Source organism: Xanthomonas sp. NCPPB 1128, from assembly GCF_001043115.1.
Classification (GTDB): domain Bacteria; phylum Pseudomonadota; class Gammaproteobacteria; order Xanthomonadales; family Xanthomonadaceae; genus Xanthomonas_A.
The window spans coordinates 171391-187709 of record NZ_LFME01000005.1 but is presented as its reverse complement, the minus strand read 5'-3'; the positions used below and the strand labels follow the sequence as shown (position 1 = coordinate 187709).

Annotated in this window: 15 protein-coding genes; all 15 read right to left on the bottom strand. The window is 69.6% G+C overall.

What is annotated here, in order from left to right; genetic code table 11:
* Positions 1 to 141: 141 nt before the first annotated feature.
* The 15 genes from flhA to fliG all read right to left on the bottom strand — a co-directional run bounded on the left by flhA (position 142) and on the right by fliG (position 16318).
* The gene (gene flhA / locus ACP93_RS05995; protein ID WP_184451994.1) at positions 142 to 2202 is read right to left on the bottom strand and encodes a flagellar biosynthesis protein FlhA; all 2061 of its coding nucleotides are present in this window, start codon (positions 2200 to 2202) and stop codon (positions 142 to 144) included.
* Between the two features lie 17 nt (positions 2203 to 2219).
* On the bottom strand, positions 2220 to 3350 hold the full coding sequence (flhB, locus tag ACP93_RS05990; protein WP_048489849.1) for a flagellar biosynthesis protein FlhB: 1131 nt from the start codon (positions 3348 to 3350) through the stop codon (positions 2220 to 2222).
* A 100-nt stretch (positions 3351 to 3450) separates the two neighbouring features.
* Positions 3451 to 6339, bottom strand: coding sequence for a ligand-binding sensor domain-containing diguanylate cyclase (locus ACP93_RS05985; protein WP_048489848.1), 2889 nt, complete (start codon positions 6337 to 6339; stop codon positions 3451 to 3453).
* Between the two features lie 264 nt (positions 6340 to 6603).
* Positions 6604 to 7395 carry a flagellar biosynthetic protein FliR gene (gene fliR / locus ACP93_RS05980; protein WP_048489847.1) on the bottom strand — a complete coding sequence of 264 codons (792 nt, stop codon included), beginning with the start codon at positions 7393 to 7395 and terminating at the stop codon, positions 6604 to 6606.
* 526 nt (positions 7396 to 7921) lie between these two features.
* Entirely contained in the window at positions 7922 to 8191 is a 270-nt protein-coding gene (locus ACP93_RS05975) for a flagellar biosynthetic protein FliQ (protein ID WP_048489846.1), read from the bottom strand.
* Between the two features lie 4 nt (positions 8192 to 8195).
* Positions 8196 to 9026: a flagellar type III secretion system pore protein FliP gene (gene fliP / locus ACP93_RS05970; RefSeq protein WP_048489861.1), complete on the bottom strand. Its 831-nt coding sequence runs from the start codon at positions 9024 to 9026 to the stop codon at positions 8196 to 8198.
* A 2-nt stretch (positions 9027 to 9028) separates the two neighbouring features.
* A complete protein-coding gene (fliO, locus tag ACP93_RS05965; RefSeq protein WP_048489845.1) occupies positions 9029 to 9445 on the bottom strand; it encodes a flagellar biosynthetic protein FliO in 417 nt (138 codons plus the stop codon).
* Positions 9442 to 9717: a flagellar motor switch protein FliN gene (fliN, locus tag ACP93_RS05960; protein ID WP_223875781.1), complete on the bottom strand. Its 276-nt coding sequence runs from the start codon at positions 9715 to 9717 to the stop codon at positions 9442 to 9444. Before fliN ends, fliO begins: the two co-directional genes overlap by 4 nt.
* Positions 9718 to 9776: 59 nt before the next feature.
* The gene (fliM, locus tag ACP93_RS05955; RefSeq protein WP_019796142.1) at positions 9777 to 10784 is read right to left on the bottom strand and encodes a flagellar motor switch protein FliM; all 1008 of its coding nucleotides are present in this window, start codon (positions 10782 to 10784) and stop codon (positions 9777 to 9779) included.
* A gap of 12 nt (positions 10785 to 10796) precedes the next feature.
* Positions 10797 to 11312, bottom strand: coding sequence for a flagellar basal body-associated FliL family protein (locus ACP93_RS05950; protein WP_048489844.1), 516 nt, complete (start codon positions 11310 to 11312; stop codon positions 10797 to 10799).
* Between the two features lie 248 nt (positions 11313 to 11560).
* Positions 11561 to 12874, bottom strand: a complete 1314-nt coding sequence (locus ACP93_RS05945) for a flagellar hook-length control protein FliK (RefSeq protein ID WP_053069696.1) — start codon at positions 12872 to 12874, stop codon at positions 11561 to 11563.
* The gene (gene fliJ / locus ACP93_RS05940) at positions 12871 to 13332 is read right to left on the bottom strand and encodes a flagellar export protein FliJ (RefSeq protein ID WP_048489843.1); all 462 of its coding nucleotides are present in this window, start codon (positions 13330 to 13332) and stop codon (positions 12871 to 12873) included. The genes ACP93_RS05945 and fliJ overlap by 4 nt, the downstream gene beginning before the upstream one ends.
* A 3-nt stretch (positions 13333 to 13335) precedes the next feature.
* On the bottom strand, positions 13336 to 14712 hold the full coding sequence (locus ACP93_RS05935; RefSeq protein WP_048489842.1) for a FliI/YscN family ATPase: 1377 nt from the start codon (positions 14710 to 14712) through the stop codon (positions 13336 to 13338).
* Entirely contained in the window at positions 14709 to 15332 is a 624-nt protein-coding gene (locus ACP93_RS05930) for a FliH/SctL family protein (protein WP_048489841.1), read from the bottom strand. Before ACP93_RS05930 ends, ACP93_RS05935 begins: the two co-directional genes overlap by 4 nt.
* The gene (fliG, locus tag ACP93_RS05925; protein ID WP_048489840.1) at positions 15329 to 16318 is read right to left on the bottom strand and encodes a flagellar motor switch protein FliG; all 990 of its coding nucleotides are present in this window, start codon (positions 16316 to 16318) and stop codon (positions 15329 to 15331) included. Before fliG ends, ACP93_RS05930 begins: the two co-directional genes overlap by 4 nt.
* Position 16319 lies beyond the last annotated feature (1 nt).

The following is a 16319-nucleotide window of genomic DNA, read 5'->3' as shown; positions in this document are numbered from 1 at the left end:
GGTGGTCGCGGATGTCGCCATGGCATGGCTGCTATCCGGTCGCCTTGCTCTGGTTGTGTTCGTTCGTGTCATTGCTGTCTCTCTCCGCGCGCCGGGCCCGCTGTTGCGACTCCCGAATCCCAAATCACCAATCCCCGCCGATCAACTGATCGTCCCCACCAGCTTCAGCCGCTTGTCCTCCGGCACTTCGCTGTAGGACAGGACCGACAGCGCGGGGACGCTGTGGCGGACCAGGCGGGCGAGGGCGGCGCGGACCTGCGCCGGCACCAGCACCACCGCCGGTTCGTTGCGCGCCTCCTGCTTGCTCACGCAGTCCGCCAGACTTTGGTGCAAGCGTTCGGCCAGTCCGGGTTCCAGCGCCGCGCCGTTGCCCTGGGTAGAGTCCTGCAAGACACGTTCCAATTGCGGGGCCAGGGTGAACACCGGCAGTTCCGGGGCCATGCCGGCGATCTCCTGGACGATGAAACGGCCCAGGGCGTTGCGCACGGCGGCGGTGAGCGCGCCGGGTTCCTGACTCTGCGGGGCGTGCTCGACCAGGGCCTCGACGATCTTGCGCAGCTGCCGCACCGGGATCTTCTCGATCAGCAGGTTCTGCAGCACCCGCACCACCACCGACAGCGGCAGCGCCTTGGGGGTGAGGTCCTCGACCAGCTTGGGCGCGCTCTTGGCCAGGGTCGCCAGCAACTGCTGCACTTCCTCGTGGCCGAGCAGTTCCGGGGCGTGCTCGCGGATCAGGTGCGAGAGGTGGGTGGCGATCACCGTGGCCGGGTCGACCACGGTGTAGCCCATGGTCTCGGCCTGGGCACGCAGGTGCGGCTGGATCCAGATCGCATCCAGGCCGAACGCCGGATCCTTGCCAGGAATGCCGTCGATCTTGCCGAGCGCGCCGCCCGGGTCCAGCGCCAGTTCGCGGTCCGGGTGGATGTCGGCGGTGGCCACCGGCACCCCGTGCACCAGCAGGCGGTAGGCGTTGGCCGGCAGTTCCAGGTTGTCGCGGATATGCACCGGCGGTACCAGGAAGCCGATGTCCTGGGTCAGCTTGCGGCGCACGCCCTTGATGCGGGCCATCAGCTCGCCGCCCTGGGCCTTGTCCACCAGCGGGATCAGCCGGTAGCCGACCTCCAGGCCCAGCGGGTCGATCGGACGCAGTTCGTCCCAGCCCAGTTCGGCATTGGCCTGGGCCGCGGCCGCGGCCTGCGGCGCCGCCTCGGCGGCGGCCGGCGCCGGCTGCAGGCTGCGCTTCCACATCTTCCAGGCCAGCAGGCCGAGGATCAGCGCCAGCGTCAAGAAAGCGACGTTGGGCATGCCCGGGATCAGGCCGACCAGGCCCAGGATCGCCGCGGCCACCGCCAGCGCCTTATGCTGGCCGAACACCTGGCCCATCATCGACGCGCCCATGTCCTGCGAGCGCGAGGCGCGGGTGACCAGCATCGCCACCGCCGAGGACACCAGCAGCGCCGGCAACTGCGCGACCAGGCCGTCGCCGATCGACAGCAGGGTGTAGGTGGAGGCCGCCTGTCCCACCGGCATGCCATGCTGCAGCACGCCGACCGCCATGCCGCCGATCAGGTTGATGAACAGGATCAGGATGCCGGCGATGGCGTCGCCGCGGATGAACTTGCTGGCGCCGTCCATCGAGCCGTAGAAGTCCGCTTCCTCGCGCACTTCCTCGCGGCGGGCCTTGGCTTCCTCGCGGGTCAGCAGGCCGGCGTTGAGGTCGGCGTCGATCGCCATCTGCTTGCCGGGCATGGCGTCGAGGATGAAGCGCGCGGTCACTTCCGACACGCGCCCGGCGCCCTTGGTGATGACCACGAAGTTGATGATGGTCAGGATCGCGAACACCACGATGCCGACCGCATAGTTGCCGCCAATCACGAATTCGCCGAAGGCCTCGATGACCTTGCCGGCGGCGCCGTGGCCGTCCTGGCCGTTGATCAGGATCACGCGGGTGGAGGCCACGTTCAGCGCCAGGCGCAGCATCGTGGTCATCAGCAGCACGATCGGGAAGATGCTGAACTCCAGCGGCCGCTTCACGTACACCACCGCCAGCAGCACCATCAGCGAGATGGCGATGTTGAAGGTGAACAGGGCGTCCAGCACCGGCGCGGCCAGCGGCACCACCACCATCGCCAGCATCAGCAACACGATCACCGGGGCGCCGAGCCCGTGCTTGATCATGTCCATGACTTTGCGCGTATTCATCTGCGCGGCGGGCTGACTCATGGCTGGCTCCCCGGGGCGAATTCATCCACTTCCAACGGCGGCAACGGCGGCATCGGCCCGCTGCGCCAGGCGCGCAGCTGGTAGACGTACGAGAGGACCTGCGCCACCGCCGAATACAGTCTCACGGGAATTTCCTTGCCGAGTTCGCCTTCCCTATACAAGGCGCGTGCCAAAGGCGGCGCCGAGATCACCGCCACGCGGTGCTGTTCGCCGACCTCGCGGATGCGGAAGGCGATCTCGTCCACGCCCTTGGCCACCACGGTGGGGGCGCGCATGCGCCCGCTTTCGTACTTCAGCGCCACGGCATAGTGGGTGGGGTTGACCACCACCACGTCGGCCTTGGGGATGGCTTCCATCATCCGCCGTTGCGACATCTGCATCTGCATCTGGCGGATGCGGCCCTTGACCTCGGGGCTGCCGTCGCTTTCCTTCATTTCCCGGCGCACTTCCTCGCGGGTCATCTTCAATTTGCGGATGTAATTCCACTTCTGATAGGGCGCGTCGATCGCGGCCAGCAGCGCCAGTGCGCCGGCGGTGTACAGCAGCAGCTTCAGGGTGAAGCCCAGGCCGTGGCCGATGGCCTGTTCCAGCGGCTGCAGCAGCAGCCCGCGCAGGAAGTCGACGCTGCCCCACAGGCACAGCATCGCGGCGCCGCCCACGAACGCCATGCGCAGGATCGATTTCAGCAGTTCGGCCAGGGTCTCGGCGCCGTACATCCGGCTCAGCCCGGCCATCGGATTGAGCCGGTCGAACTTGGGGATCAAGGCCTGGCCGGAGAAGCGCAGGGTGCCCATCAGCACCGGCGCGGCGAAGCCGGCGGCAAAGCAGATGCCGACCAGCGGCAGGACCACCCAGAGCAGGTTCAGCAGCAGCTCGCCGAAATGGCCGAACATCGCCTCCGGATGGGCGCGCATCGACAGGTCCGGGCGTAGCGCCTGCTTCAGCCAGGCCACGGCGCCGGCGGTCATCGAGGTGGACAGGCCCATCAGGGCGAAGATGCCGGCGCTGAACACCGCCGCCGTCGCCAGTTCGCGTGAATGCGGGATGTTGCCCTGTTCGCGGGCTTCGCGCAGGCGTTTGTCTGTTGGCTGTTCTGTGCGCTCTGCGCCTTCTTCGCTCTCGGACATGGGGGATGCGCTCGGCCAGGATCGACCCTGCGCGGTGCAAGGACCGTGCCGCTACGTGGTCAGGCTCCCGGCGCTGCCGCGGCGCACCGTCCGGCCGCGGCTAGGCCGGCTGCAGTTCCACCCGGTCGCGGCCCAGGCGCTTGGCCTGGTACAGCGCCGCATCGGCGCGCGCCAGCAATTGCTGCAGGGATTCGCCGGGCCGGTACCAGGCCACGCCGATCGAGGCGGTGATCGCCAGCGGCCGCTCGCCGATGCGCAGCGGCTGCCCGGCGATGACGGTGCGCAGCGCCTGCAGCCGTTCCTGGCAACTGGGCGGCAGGCCCGGCAGCACGGCCAGCAGCTCCTCGCCACCATAGCGGCCGACCAGGTCGGCGTCGCGCAGGTTGGCGCTCAGGCGCCGCGCCACCTCGATCAGCACCGCATCGCCGACCAGGTGGCCGTGTTCGTCGTTGATCCGCTTGAAATGGTCCAGGTCGATCATCGCCACCGCCAGCGGGGTCCGTTCGGCGTCGCTGCGGCGGATCTGCGCGGCCAGCGCCTCGAGGATGCCGGCGCGGTTGAGCAGGCCGGTGAGGGCATCGTGCGAGGCTTTCACCGCCAGTGCGGCGCGGGCGAGTTCCAGTTCGCGCTTGTCGTGTTCCAGTTCCTCGGTGCGTCGCGCCACCAGGTCGGCCAGTTCGCGCTGGCGCTGGTGCAGGCGGCGTTCGCGCCAATGCAGCAGCGCCACCAGCAGGCCGCCGCCGAGCAGCAGGTACAGGGCCAGCATCGGCTGGCTGCGCCACCACACCGGCGCCACCGAGAACGCCACCCGCAGCGGCGCCGAGGCGCTGCGCCGGTAGGCGTCGAGCAACTGGATCTCCAGCACGTAGTGGCCCGGCGCCAGCGGCGGTTGCTCGAACTCGAAGTTGGGCGTGTGCAGCCAGCGCGTGTGCGCGCCCTCGAACCGGTAGCGGAAGCTGATGCGGGTGCGTTCGTCGTACAGGTCCGGCGAACCGACGGCGATGTGCAACGGATCTTCGCTCCAGGGCAGGCGCGCGCCCTCGGCGATGGCCGTGCCGCCGCGGCTGAATTCCTTGAGCGCCAGCCGCGGCGCCTGCGCCGGGAACAGCCGCGCCGGATCCAGCAGGTGGGTGACGCCGCGGCTGCTGCCGAGCCAGACCGAGCCGTCGCTGTCCTCGTGGAAGGCCGATTCGGACATGTCGTTCCAGAGCAGGCCCTGGGCCTGGGTCAGCCGCGACCAGGCGCGTCCGTCGTAGACGTCCACGCCCTGGTTGTGGCAGATCCAGATCCAGCCGTTGCGGGTGCGGCGCAGGCTGTAGAGCTGCAGGCCGCTCAACTGCGCATCCGCCGGCTGCAGGTGCAGGGTGTCGCCGTCGAGACGGCCCTGCCAGGCACCGGGGCCATACAGGCTGGCCCAGGCCTGGCCGTCGTCCAGGACCAGCAGCTTGCTGAGCACGGGCTGCGCCGGCGCGCCGTCCACGACCAGCCGGATCGGGGTCCAGGTGTCGCCGCGCAGGCGGAAGACACCGGTCATGCCCACCATCAGCAGGCTGCCGTCGTGGCGCTGCTGGATGTCCGAGTACTCGCCGCCCGGCAGTGCCTGCACCTTTTGCGGCACCGCCCCGGCGTCGTCTCGCGGCAGCAGATAGACACCTCGGTTGGTGAGGATCCACACCCGGCCGCTCGCATCCACGAACAGCTGTTTGGTGATGCCCTCCAGTGGCGGGTAGGCACGCAGCAGTCGGCCCTGTGCGTCGTAGTGGCGCAGCACGCCGACCGACCCGATGCTCCACAGCGTGCCGTCGGCAGCGCGTCGCAGGCCGATCATCTGCGTGCCGTTGTCGCTGGCCCAGCGCTGGAAGCGGCCATCCTCACGCAGCCGGTCCACACCGCCCTCGTTGCCGACCAACAGATCGCCGCGCTGGGTGCGCTCGATGCTCCAGGTCGGCGCCCGGCTGATGCCCTGCGACACATCCCAGTTCTCGATCCAGCCATAGCCGTTCCAGCGCAGCACGCCTTCGCCATCCATGCTCAGCCACAGGTCGCCGGCCTGGTCGAAGCGCATGGCGACGACGTTGCCCTCTGGCAGGCCGTTGCGGCGGTCGAAGCTGCGCCAGTGCCCTTGTTCCCAGCGCGCCAGGCCCTGGTTGGTGCGCACCAGAACGCGGCCTTGCGGGTCCAGCAGGAGCGGCGTGCGCCATGTCACCAGGGCCGGTCCGTCCAGCCCAGGGGGTGTCTGTTGCTGGAAGCGCGTCGCGCCGGCAGGCAACCGCATCACATTACGGCTGCCGACGACCCACAGGCTCCCGTCGCGGTCGCGGACCGCGTTGCGCCACAACTCGAGCGGCAGGCCCTGGGCCTGGTCGTAGCGGGTCGCGCGGCCATCGGCATCGACCCGGCACAAGGCCTTGGCGCAGCCCAGCCATAGCGTGCCGTCGGCGACGAACAGGTCGTGGACATCGGCCAGTTCCGGCTGCCGCGCCAGTACCGCCGCATCGAACAGGGGCTGCAGCTCCCATCCCATGGTATCGGCGTTGCGCACCGCGCGCAGGACATGGTGGTCATCCAGCACCACGGTGCCCCAGTCTGGCGCGGCCAGGCGCGGACGGTTCAGCGGACGATGCGACGGCAGCCTGCCATGTTCCAGAGAGATCCACCGCGCCGGGGCGCCGTCGTCGACGTAGATCGCATCGAAGGTGGCCACCCACAGCCGCCGCTGGGCGTCCTCGGCAGCGTCGGAGATGTAATGCCCGCCGCGGCCCTGCAGCGGCACTTGCTGGAACTGGTCGCCGTCGAAGGCGTATAGCCCACTTTCGCTGCAGACCAGCAGGCTGCCGTCGCGCCGCTGCAGCAGGCAGGTCCCGGCCAGGCCGAGCAGGCCCTGATCCTGCGCATAGTGCCGCAACGGGATGACCTGGGCCTGCGCGGTGCCGGTGCAGGTCAGTGACGACAGCAGCAGCCACAGCGGCCATCGCAGGCATCGACCCATGACCGTGCGCATGCGCCGCTCAGCCGCAGCTGCGCCGCCGTGGGGCACGGCGATGGCGGGCACGAGCGAACGCTGACGGGCGATGGGACATGGCGGACGGCGGGCGAAGAAAGAAGAGGCGGACGGCGGCGATCGGCAGTGTAAGGACGGCCGACGGCGCCGCCCCTCATCCAGGCGTCACACCAATGGCCTCTGTCGGTATCGGCTGCGTCGTGGCGCAGCTTGAGCGCCGGCCAGGGCCTGTCCGGGAAGTGGCGACCGGCCCTAGGCGGTGAGCGCGCGTGCGGCGTCGAAGGCGGCGTCGAACAGGCGCTGCACCGGCGGTCCCATCTCGCCGACCAGCAGCGCCAGCAACGCCAGGCCCAGCACTACCGCCACCGGCAGGCCGAGCTGGATCGGGTTCAGCGACGGCGCCGCCTTGGCCAGTGCGCCGAAGGCCAGGTTCACCGCCATCATCGCCACCATCACCGGCAGCGCCAGGGTCACCGCGCCACGCATCATGCTCATGAAGAAGTTCGGCGCCACCGAGGCCATGGCCTGCGCATCGGGCAGCGCGGTGCCGATCGGCAGCGCCTTGTAGCTGTCCACCAGCAGCGACACCACCGCCAGGTGCCCGTTGGTGGTGAAGAACATCAGCCCGAAGGCGAGGTAGAACCATTGCCCGAGCACCCCGGAATTGACCCCGCGCAGCGGATCGGCCATCTGCGCGAAACCCAGGCCGGTGCTCTGCGAGACCAGTTCCCCGGCCATCGCCCCGGCCTCGAAGATCAAGCGCAGCATGAAGCCCATGCTGGCCCCCACCGCCAGCTCCCGGGCCACGCTCAGCACCACTGCGGCATTGAACCCATCCCAATCCGGCACCGGCGGCAGGATCGGCGCCAGCGCGATGGCCAGCGTCCCCGACAGGATCACCCGCACCCGTCCCGGCACCGCCTTGGTCCCCACCAACGGCATCACCGTGAACATCGCCCCGATCCGCAGCATCGTCCACAGCACCGCCCCGACCATCGCGAACGCCCGCGACCCATCGACGACCATTTGCGTGGCGGCATCCATCAGCCCGAGACCCCGGCAGACATCACGAAGGAACGGCCAGCACCAACTGCCAGACGCGAGCGGCCTGAAGCCGAGGACAGACCGGCGAGTCCCCGAACAACCACGGACACAGCACGACCGGCACCCAGGCCAAAGACAAAGTCGAAGCCGCCGTGGCCGCAGCCATCGCTTTTTCCGCTGCCGCTGCCGTTGCCGTTGCTTTGCTCTTGATCCACCGGGTCCCCTCCGCAGCGGCGGAGCTGGCGGGTCAAACCCCCCGCAGGGGGGCGGCGCACAGGGACGTGCGCCGTTTTCGGCCGGGGCAGGATGCCCCGTCCGAAAATCCCGCTAGCGGAGCGGACCCGCGTAGCGGGCGCGAAGGCGGGGTGTGCTTTCTTTTGGTTACTTTTCTTTGCACAAGCAAAGAAAAGTGACTCGCCGCAAGGCGAAAGCTCTTGCTGTTGCTCTCCACATGAAGAAAAGCAGGCAGAGGCATCCACCACAAAGGGAGAAGGAGCAGTGAGGGAGGCAAACGCAGCCATCCCCGCTACCCAATCAAATGCGGAATACGCTGAAACAGCATCGTCGTGTACTCCACCAGATGCGCCAGCAACATGCTCCCCGTCGCGAACAACATCGCCGTCAACGCAATCACCTTCGCGATGAAGGCAATGGTCGGCTCATTGAGCTGCGTCGCCGCCTGGAACACACCGATCACCACACCCACCACCAACATCGCCAGCAACAACGGCCCCGCCACCCACAACACCGTGATCAGCCCCCCGCGCAACTCGGTCAACGCCAGTTCCGGACTCATGGCCTCAGACCCCGTTGAAACTTGCGGCCAGCGTGCCGACCGTCAGCACCCAGCCATCGACCAGCACGAACAGCAGGATCTTGAACGGCGCCGAGATCAGCATCGGCGACATCATCATCATGCCCATCGACATCAGCACGCTGGCCACCACCAGATCGATGATCACGAACGGGATGAAGATCAGGAAGCCGATCTCGAACGCCGTCTTCAGCTCGCTGGTGACGAACGAGGCCACCAGCACCTGGAACGGCACCGCATCCGGGCCGCTGTAGGTGCCGTTGCCGGCCATGCCGGCGAAGGTCATCAGGTCGGTCTCGCGCACCTGCGCCAGCATGAACGCGCGCAGCGGCTGCGTGGTCAGCGTCCACGCCGTCTGGAAATCGATCTGGCCGTTGAGATACGGGCTCATGCCCTGGCCCCAGGCCTTTTCCCACACCGGCATCATCACCAGTGCGGTCAGGAACAGCGCCAGGCCCATCAGCACCTGATTGGACGGGGTCTGGCCGGTGCCCAGCGCCTGCCGCAGCAGGCCCAGCACGATGGTGATGCGGGTGAAGGCGGTCAGCACCAGCAGCAGCGACGGCAGCAGGGTGATCGCCGTCATCAGCAGCAGGGTCTGCAGCGGCAGGCTCACCGGCTGCGCGCCGATCTTGCCGACGTTGACCTCCGGCAGCGAGGGCAGGGTGGGCGCGGCGTTCTGCGGATTCTGCGCGGTCGGCGTGGTGGCAGGCGTCTGCGCGGCCTGCGCCCAGGCAAAGGCGGGCAGCAGGCTCAGCGTCAGCAGGATCAGCAGCAGGCGCAGCCGGCGGGCGTTGCGATTCCAGAAAAACGGCATGGTCATTTGTCCTTGCGCAGCTTCTGCGCCAGAAGCTGGGCGAAATCGGGAAGCTGCTTGAACTGCTTGATCGAGGGCAGGGTCGGCGCGGGCGCCTGCGGCAGCGGCTCGGGCAGCTGATGCAAGGTGCGTACCCCGCCGGGCGACACGCCGAGCAGCAGCTGTTCGCCGTTGACCTCGACCACCACCACCCGCTCCTTGGCGCCAACGGCCAGGCTGGCGACCACGCGCAGGCCCTGGGCCGGGCGGAAACCGCTGCCGGGCAGGCGCTTGAGCACCCAGGCCATGGCCAGGATCAGGCCCAGCACCAGCAGCAGCGCGAACACCGCGCCGAGCAGGCTGGGCGCCGACGGCGCCGCGTTGCCGACGCCCGACCCGTGCTTGGCGGTCTGCGTGGCGACGGCGAGCAACAGGCTCACCGCAGTCTCCGGATGCGCTCGCTGGGGCTGACCACGTCGGTCAGGCGCACGCCGAAGCGGTCGTTGATGGTCACCACTTCGCCATGCGCGATCAGGGTGCCGTTGACGTACACGTCCAGCGGTTCGCCGGCGCCGCGCTCCAGTTCCACCACCGACCCCTGGTTGAGCTGCAGCAGGTTGCGGATCGGAATGCGGCTGCGGCCCACTTCCAGCGACAGCGTCACCGGCACGTCCAGGATCACGTCCAGGTTCAGGTCGTTGGACTCGGCCATGGCGTCCGGCTGCAGGCTGTCGAACTGGGCCGGCGCCGGCTGGGTGGGATCGGTCTGGGTCATGGCAGGTCTTCCTGGAGAGCGGGACGGCGGCGCAGCGCGCCGGGGGGATGGGTGGCGGTGATCTTCACCGCGTTCTGGCCGTGCGAGATGCCGAACTCACCGGTGAACACCGGGATGTTCTCCACGCACAGCGGCACCTGCTTGGGCAGGTCGATCGGCAGCACGTCGCCGATCTTCAGCCGGGTCAGCTCGCGCAGGCTCATCTGCTTCTGCGCCAGCACGCTGGAAATGGTCACTTCCGAGCCGAACAGTTGCTCGCGCAGCATAATGTTCCAGCTCTCGTCGCGGTCCACGCGGTCGCTCTGGATGCCGGCGTCGAGCAGTTCGCGGATCGGCTCCAGCATCGAGTACGGCAGGGTCACGTGGATCTCGCCGCCGCCGCCCTCCAGCTCGACGTGGAAGCGGCTGACCACCACGTACTCGCGCGGGGTGACGATGTTGGCGAAATGCGGGTTGACCTCGGAATTGAGGTACTCGAACTCCACCTCCATCACCGGCGCCCAGGCTTCGGCCAGGTCGGCGAAGGTCTGCTTGAGCATCAGCTGGATCACCCGCATCTCGGTGGGGGTGAACTCGCGGCCCTCGATGCGGGTGGGGTAGCGGCCGTCGCCGCCGAAGAAGTTGTCGACCACGGTGAACACCAGGGTCGGCTCGAACACGATCAGGCCGGTGCCGCGCAGCGGCTTGAACTTGATCAGGTTCAGGTTGCTCGGCACGTACAGCGAGTGCATGTAGTCGTTGAACTTGATCAGGTCGATGCCGCGCACCGACAGATCGGCCGAGCGCCGGATCAGGTTGAACAGGCCGATTCGCCACAGGCGGGCGAAGCGCTCGTTGACCATCTCCAGGGTCGGCATGCGCCCACGGATGATCCGGTCCTGGCTGGAGAAGTCGTAGTTGCGCGCTTCCCCCGGCTCGGCCGGCGCCGGCTCGGTGTCCACCACACCGGCGTCGACGCCATGCAGCAGGGCATCGATCTCGTCTTGGGAGAGCAGGTCGGTCATCGCGGCAGCGCCTTACTGGGTCACGAAGCTGGTGAACAGCAGTTCTTCCACGCACTTCTTGCCGGTCTCGGCGGTCATCAGCTTCTGCGCGTCGGCCAGCGCCGCGGCCTGCAGCTTCTTGCGCCCGGCGATGTCGGCGATGTCCTGCGCCTGCACCTGCGAGAACAGCATCAGCAGGTGCGCGCGGATCGCCGGGGCGTTCTCGGTGATCAGCTTCAGCTCTTCCGGGTCGCGGGTCATCAGCTGCACTTCCAGCTGCAGGTAGTGCGGGCCGTCTTCGGCGCCGCCGTTGAGGTTGACCACGAACGCCGGGTCCATCGCGAAGTACTGCGCCGGCTTGGGGATCTCGGCGGTCTTCTCCTCGGCCTTGGCGTGGCCGCCCTCGGGCTTCTTCAGGAAGAAGAACGCGCCGGCACCGCCGCCGCCGAGCACCAGCACGGCCGCGACCACGATGATCAGCATCTTCTTCGACTTGCCGCCTTCCGGGGCGTCCTTGGCGTCTTTCTTGGATTTGTCGGCGGCTGACACAGTGCGGGCTCCTGAAGGGGTCTGCCCCTGAGGATGCAATCGCCGTGCCGAAACCGGGCGCCTGGCGCGCCGGGTGTTTGACGGTGCCGCCGCGCGCAGTGCGGAGTACGCGCTGGGACCTTTGCAGGAGAAGGGATTCAATGTGGGAGGGGCTTGAGCCCCGACGCGGTTCGGAATAACGCGTCGGGGCTGAAGCCCCTCCCACACACGGAATCGCCCGGCTCGGGGAGGCGGCAGCGCCGCCAGGATCAGGCGTAGGCGTCGAGCAGGCCGCGCTGGCGCAGCACCATCGCCGGAATCCCGACGCTGCCGGACAGGTCGTCGGCGAGCTCGCCGCCGCCGCGGCTGGCGCCCTGCGCGGTGCCCTGCGCATTGGCCTGCTGTTGCTGCGGCTGCTGATGGCCGACGTCGGCCTGGCCGAGCTGGAAGCCGTGCTGGCCGAGCATGTCGCGCAGGCGCGGCAGGCTGTTCTCCAAGGCCTGGCGCACGTCGGCCTGGTTGCTGCTGAAGCTGGCGTTGACCTGGTCGCCGGTCATGTGCAGGCGCACTTCGACCGGGCCGAGCTCGGCCGGATTCAGCTTGATGTGCGCGTGGCCGATCTTCTGGTCGGCCAGCCAGCTGATACGCGCGCCCAGTTCCTCGTCGAACTGGTTGCCGTGCAGGTTCGGGGTCGGCGTCGGCGAGCCGCTGAACGGCTGTGCATCGGCCAGCCGCGCGGTGGCGTGCAGCGGCGTGGCCGCCGCGGTCGGCGCGATCGCGCTGGGGTCGGCGGCGGGCGCGGCGTCGCCGCCTTCGCCGGTCTTGCCGCCAGCCGCGGCGGCGATGGCCGCCAGCGCCGCCAGCGGGGCCGCGGTCTCGGCGCCGCCGGCCTTGTCGGCCGACCGGCCCTGCGCCAACAGCATCGCGCCGAAGCCGCCGGCGGCCGAGGCCGGGGCGGTGCCGGCCGCCGCGCTGGCGGTGCCGGCGGTGGCCGCATTCGGATCGGTGACGCCGGCCGCGGTCTGCGGCAGCGCGTCGCCGCCGCCGAGCAGGGCCGCGGCGCCATTGGCCACGGCGCCGGCGACGCCGACGGCCAAGCTCGCGGCCGCGCCCAGCGGGGTCGCCGTGGCCGCGGGCAGCACCGCCGCGCCGATCGCCGGCAACAGGCCCAGGCCGATCCCAGCCAGCCCGGCCGGCGGCCAAGCGCTCTCGTCCGGCTTGGCGTCGTCGCGGGTGTCCTCGGCCTTGCCCTTGTCCTTGCCCGAGGCCTTGGTCTCGGTGCTGCTCTTCTCGGTGTCCTGGGCGACCTTGTCGCCGGCCTGCGCGGTGCGCGCGGGATCGCTGGCGGCGTCGTCGGCGGCAGCCGGGCGCTTGTCCGCCTGGCTCTTGTCGGTGTCTTGCGCCGGCTTGGCCGTCTCGCGGGCAGCGGGCTTGGGCGCGGTGGTGCGCGCCGAGCCGCCGCCGAGCAGCTTGGCGAAGTCCTTGTCCTTGCCGCCGCTGCGGTCAAGGCCCTGGCTGTCGTTGCCGCCGCCGATCTGGCTGGCGCGGCCGCTGCCGCCCAGCGCGGAAAGCGCGTTGTTCATCGTCCGTCTCCGTTCTCGTGTTCGTCGGCGGTGGCCGCCAGGCGCGCACGGCGCGCGCCCAGGTCGTCCATCTCGCGCTGGCTGCGGCGGTCGTCGACCTTGCGTTCCTGCGCGCGGTAGCTGGCCGCGAGCTGTTCCAGCACCTGCTTGTCGCGGCTGGCCAGCAGCAGCCGGCTGCGCTCCATCTCCACCTTTTCGCGGTTGCGGTCCACGGTCTGGCACTGCTGCTGCACCGCGCTCTCCAACCGGTCCAGGAAGGCGCGGCGGTTGGCCAGCTGCGCCAGGCTGGTCGCCGCCATCTGGCTGTTGGCGTACTCCTCGGCGTAGCGGCGCAGTTCCTCCAGCCGCGACTCGTGGGTGGCCAGGGTGCGCTGGCGCTCGGCGAGATCGCGGGCGACCTCGTCTTCGTGCTGCTGGGCGCGGCGGAGCAGGGGATCGAGACGTTGCGATTGCATCATGGCTTAGTTCTCGCGGTCGACCAGGCGCTTCAGGGCGGCCTGGCTGTGGGGCAGATCTGCGGCTTTGGCGACGTCCTGTCCGAGGAATTCCATGATCTCCGGCCAGCGTTCCAGCGCTTCGTCCACGGCCGGATCGTTGCCGCGCTGGTAGGCGCCGATGGTGATCAGGTCGCGGTTGGCCGAGTACGCCGACACCAGCCGCTTCAGCGAGCGGATGCGCAGGCGCCACGGCTCGTCGGCGATGTCCTGGACCACGCGGCTGACCGAGGACTCGACGTCGATGGCCGGGTACAGCCCGCTGTCGGCGACGCGTCGCGACAGCAGGATATGGCCGTCGAGGATGGCGCGGGCGGCGTCGGCGATCGGGTCCTGCGGATCGTCGCCTTCGGTCAGTACGGTGTAGAAGGCGGTGATCGAGCCGCGGCCCTTGGCGCCATTGCCGGCGCGCTCGACCAAGGCCGGCAGCTTGGCGAACACCGACGGCGGATAGCCGCGGGTGGTCGGCGGCTCGCCCACCGACAGGCCGATCTCGCGCTGGGCCTGGGCGAAGCGGGTCAGCGAGTCCATCAGCAGCAGCACGTTCAGGCCCTGGTCGCGGAACCACTCGGCGATGGCGGTGGCGCGGTAGGCGCCATGCAGGCGCGCCAGCAGCGGGCGATCGGCCGGGGCGGCGACCACCACGGCGCGGCGCAGGCCTTCCTCGCCGAGGGTGGTCTCGACGAAATCGCGCACTTCGCGGCCGCGTTCGCCGATCAGCCCGACCACGATCACGTCGGCGGCGGTGTAGCGGGTCATCATGCCCAGCAGGGTGGACTTGCCGACGCCGGAGCCGGCGAACAGGCCCACGCGCTGGCCGCGGCCGATCGGCAGCAGCGCATTGATCGCGCGCACGCCGACGTCCAGCGGGGTGGTGATGGGTTCGCGCGCCAGCGGGTTGATCGACACGCCGGCCATGCCCACCGAGCCTTCGGCGCGGATCGGGCCCTTGCCGTCCAGCGGCACGCCGTCCGAATCGATGACCCGGCCGAGCAGGCCTTCGCCCACTTCCACGCCGCCGCGGCGGTGCAGCGGCACCACCCGCGCGTTGGGCAGCAGGCCATGAGTTTCGGCGCTGGGCATCAGCGAGGTGCGGTCGCCGGAGAAGCCGACCACTTCGGCGTCGACCCAGCCGCCGTCGACCTCGACCTTGCAGGTGGCGCCCATCGGCGCCTCGCAGCCGACCGCTTCCAGGGTCAGGCCGACCGCACGGCGCAGGATGCCTTCGCGGATCAGGCCGCGGCCGGCGGCCGCGTCCAGGTCGAGCCTGCCCAGGCGGCCGGCCAGGCGCAGGTTGCGCGCATCCAGCCAGTCGGCGGGGTGGGTGCCGGACAGCGCGCTCACAGGCCCGCTCCGGACTTGCGCATCACCGTCTCCAGGGCCGCGCGCAGGCGCGCCTCCAGGGTGCCGTCGATGCGCACCGATTCGGCGTGCACGCGCAGGTCGCCGCGGCTCAGGCTCAGGTCCGGCACCAGCCGGATGCCCTGGTCCATCATCGTCAGCAGCGGGGTCAGCGCGGCGATGTCGTCCGGGTGCAGGCGCACCTCGACGTCGCGGCGCGCGCCGCCGACCGCGTCCAGGGCCTCGGCGACCAGTTCCGACAGCAGCACCGGGTCGGCCTGGTAGGCGCGGCCGACCAGACTGCCGGCGATGCGCACGGCCAGTTCGCCGAGCGCGCCGACCACTTCGTTCTCCAGCCGCGCCAGCGGCCGCGAGAAGTTGTCCAGGATGCCTTCGATCTGCGCGGTCAGGCGGCGGATCTCGGCCTGGCCCTGGGCCAGGCCTTCGGCGTGGCCGCGTTCGAAGCCTTCGTGCTGGGCCGCGGCCTCGATCGCCTGGATCTCCTCCAGGCTCGGCGGGCGCAGCACCGGCTCGTCCGGCAGCACGTCCTCGTACGGCTGCGCCGCCGACAACGGCGGGGCATCGAGTTCCGGCGCCAGCCAGCGCACCACGTTGCCGTTCATACCATGGCCTCCGCACCACCGCCGCCGAGGCTGATCACGCCCTCATCGGCCAGGCGCCGCACGATCGCCAGGATCTCCTTCTGCGCGGCCTCCACGTCGGCCAGGCGTACCGGGCCGCGGGCCTCCATGTCTTCCAGCAGGATCTCGGCGGCGCGCTGGGACATGTTCTTGGTGATCTTGTCGCGCACCTTGATGTCGGCGCCGCGCAGGGCCAGGCCGAGGCGGTCGCCACTGACCTCGCGCAGCATGGTCTGCAGGGCGCGGTCGTCCAGCTCCACCAGGTTGTCGAACACGAACATCAGGTCCTGGATGCGGCTGCCCAGGTCGGCGTCGATCTTGCTGATCGCCGACAGCACGCCCTGGTCCGAGCCGCTGTCCAGGAAGTTGAGGATGTTGGCCGCGACCTTGACCCCGCCGACGTTGGACGACTTCAGGTTCTGGTTGCCGGAGAACTGCCGCTCCATGATCTCGTTGAGTTCGTTGAGCGCGTGCGGCGGGATGCCGTCGAGGGTGGCGATGCGCATCAGCACGTCGGCGCGGGTGCGCTCGGGCAGCAGCTTCAGCGCTTCGGCGGCCTGGTCGCTGTCCAGGTGCGCCATCACGATGGCGATGATCTGCGGATGCTCGTTGCGCACCAGGTCGGCGATGGAGCGCGGGTCCATCCACTTCAGGGTGTCCAGGCCGGTGGTGTTGCGGCCCAGCAGGATGCGGTCGATCAGGCTGCCGGCCTTGTCGGCGCCCAGCGCCTGCACCAGCACGTTGCGGATGTAGTCGTCGGCGCCCACGCCCAGCGAGGTCTTGCTGCCCAGCTCGGCATTGAACTCTTCCATGACCTTGTCGACCTGGTCGCGCGAGATGCCGCTCAGTGTCGCCATGGCGATGCCGATCTTCTGCACCTCCTTGGGGTCCATGTGCTTGAGCACCTCGGCCGCGTCGGCCTCGCCGAGCGACAGCAGCAGCACGGCGGCGCGCTGGGTGCCGTTCATT

Excerpts from the sequence above, each read along its gene's own strand:
- flhA (WP_184451994.1), bottom strand. The coding sequence starts at position 2,202 with ATGAATACGCGCAAAGTCATGGACATGATCAAGCACGGGCTCGGCGCC.
- flhB (WP_048489849.1), bottom strand. The coding sequence starts at position 3,350 with ATGTCCGAGAGCGAAGAAGGCGCAGAGCGCACAGAACAGCCAACAGAC.
- ACP93_RS05985 (WP_048489848.1), bottom strand. The coding sequence starts at position 6,339 with ATGGGTCGATGCCTGCGATGGCCGCTGTGGCTGCTGCTGTCGTCACTG.
- fliR (WP_048489847.1), bottom strand. The coding sequence starts at position 7,395 with ATGGATGCCGCCACGCAAATGGTCGTCGATGGGTCGCGGGCGTTCGCG.
- ACP93_RS05975 (WP_048489846.1), bottom strand. The coding sequence starts at position 8,191 with ATGAGTCCGGAACTGGCGTTGACCGAGTTGCGCGGGGGGCTGATCACG.
- fliP (WP_048489861.1), bottom strand. The coding sequence starts at position 9,026 with ATGCCGTTTTTCTGGAATCGCAACGCCCGCCGGCTGCGCCTGCTGCTG.
- fliN (WP_223875781.1), bottom strand. The coding sequence starts at position 9,717 with ATGGCCGAGTCCAACGACCTGAACCTGGACGTGATCCTGGACGTGCCG.
- fliM (WP_019796142.1), bottom strand. The coding sequence starts at position 10,784 with ATGACCGACCTGCTCTCCCAAGACGAGATCGATGCCCTGCTGCATGGC.
- ACP93_RS05945 (WP_053069696.1), bottom strand. The coding sequence starts at position 12,874 with ATGAACAACGCGCTTTCCGCGCTGGGCGGCAGCGGCCGCGCCAGCCAG.
- fliJ (WP_048489843.1), bottom strand. The coding sequence starts at position 13,332 with ATGATGCAATCGCAACGTCTCGATCCCCTGCTCCGCCGCGCCCAGCAG.
- ACP93_RS05930 (WP_048489841.1), bottom strand. The coding sequence starts at position 15,332 with ATGAACGGCAACGTGGTGCGCTGGCTGGCGCCGGAACTCGATGCCCCG.
- fliG (WP_048489840.1), bottom strand. The coding sequence starts at position 16,318 with ATGAACGGCACCCAGCGCGCCGCCGTGCTGCTGCTGTCGCTCGGCGAG.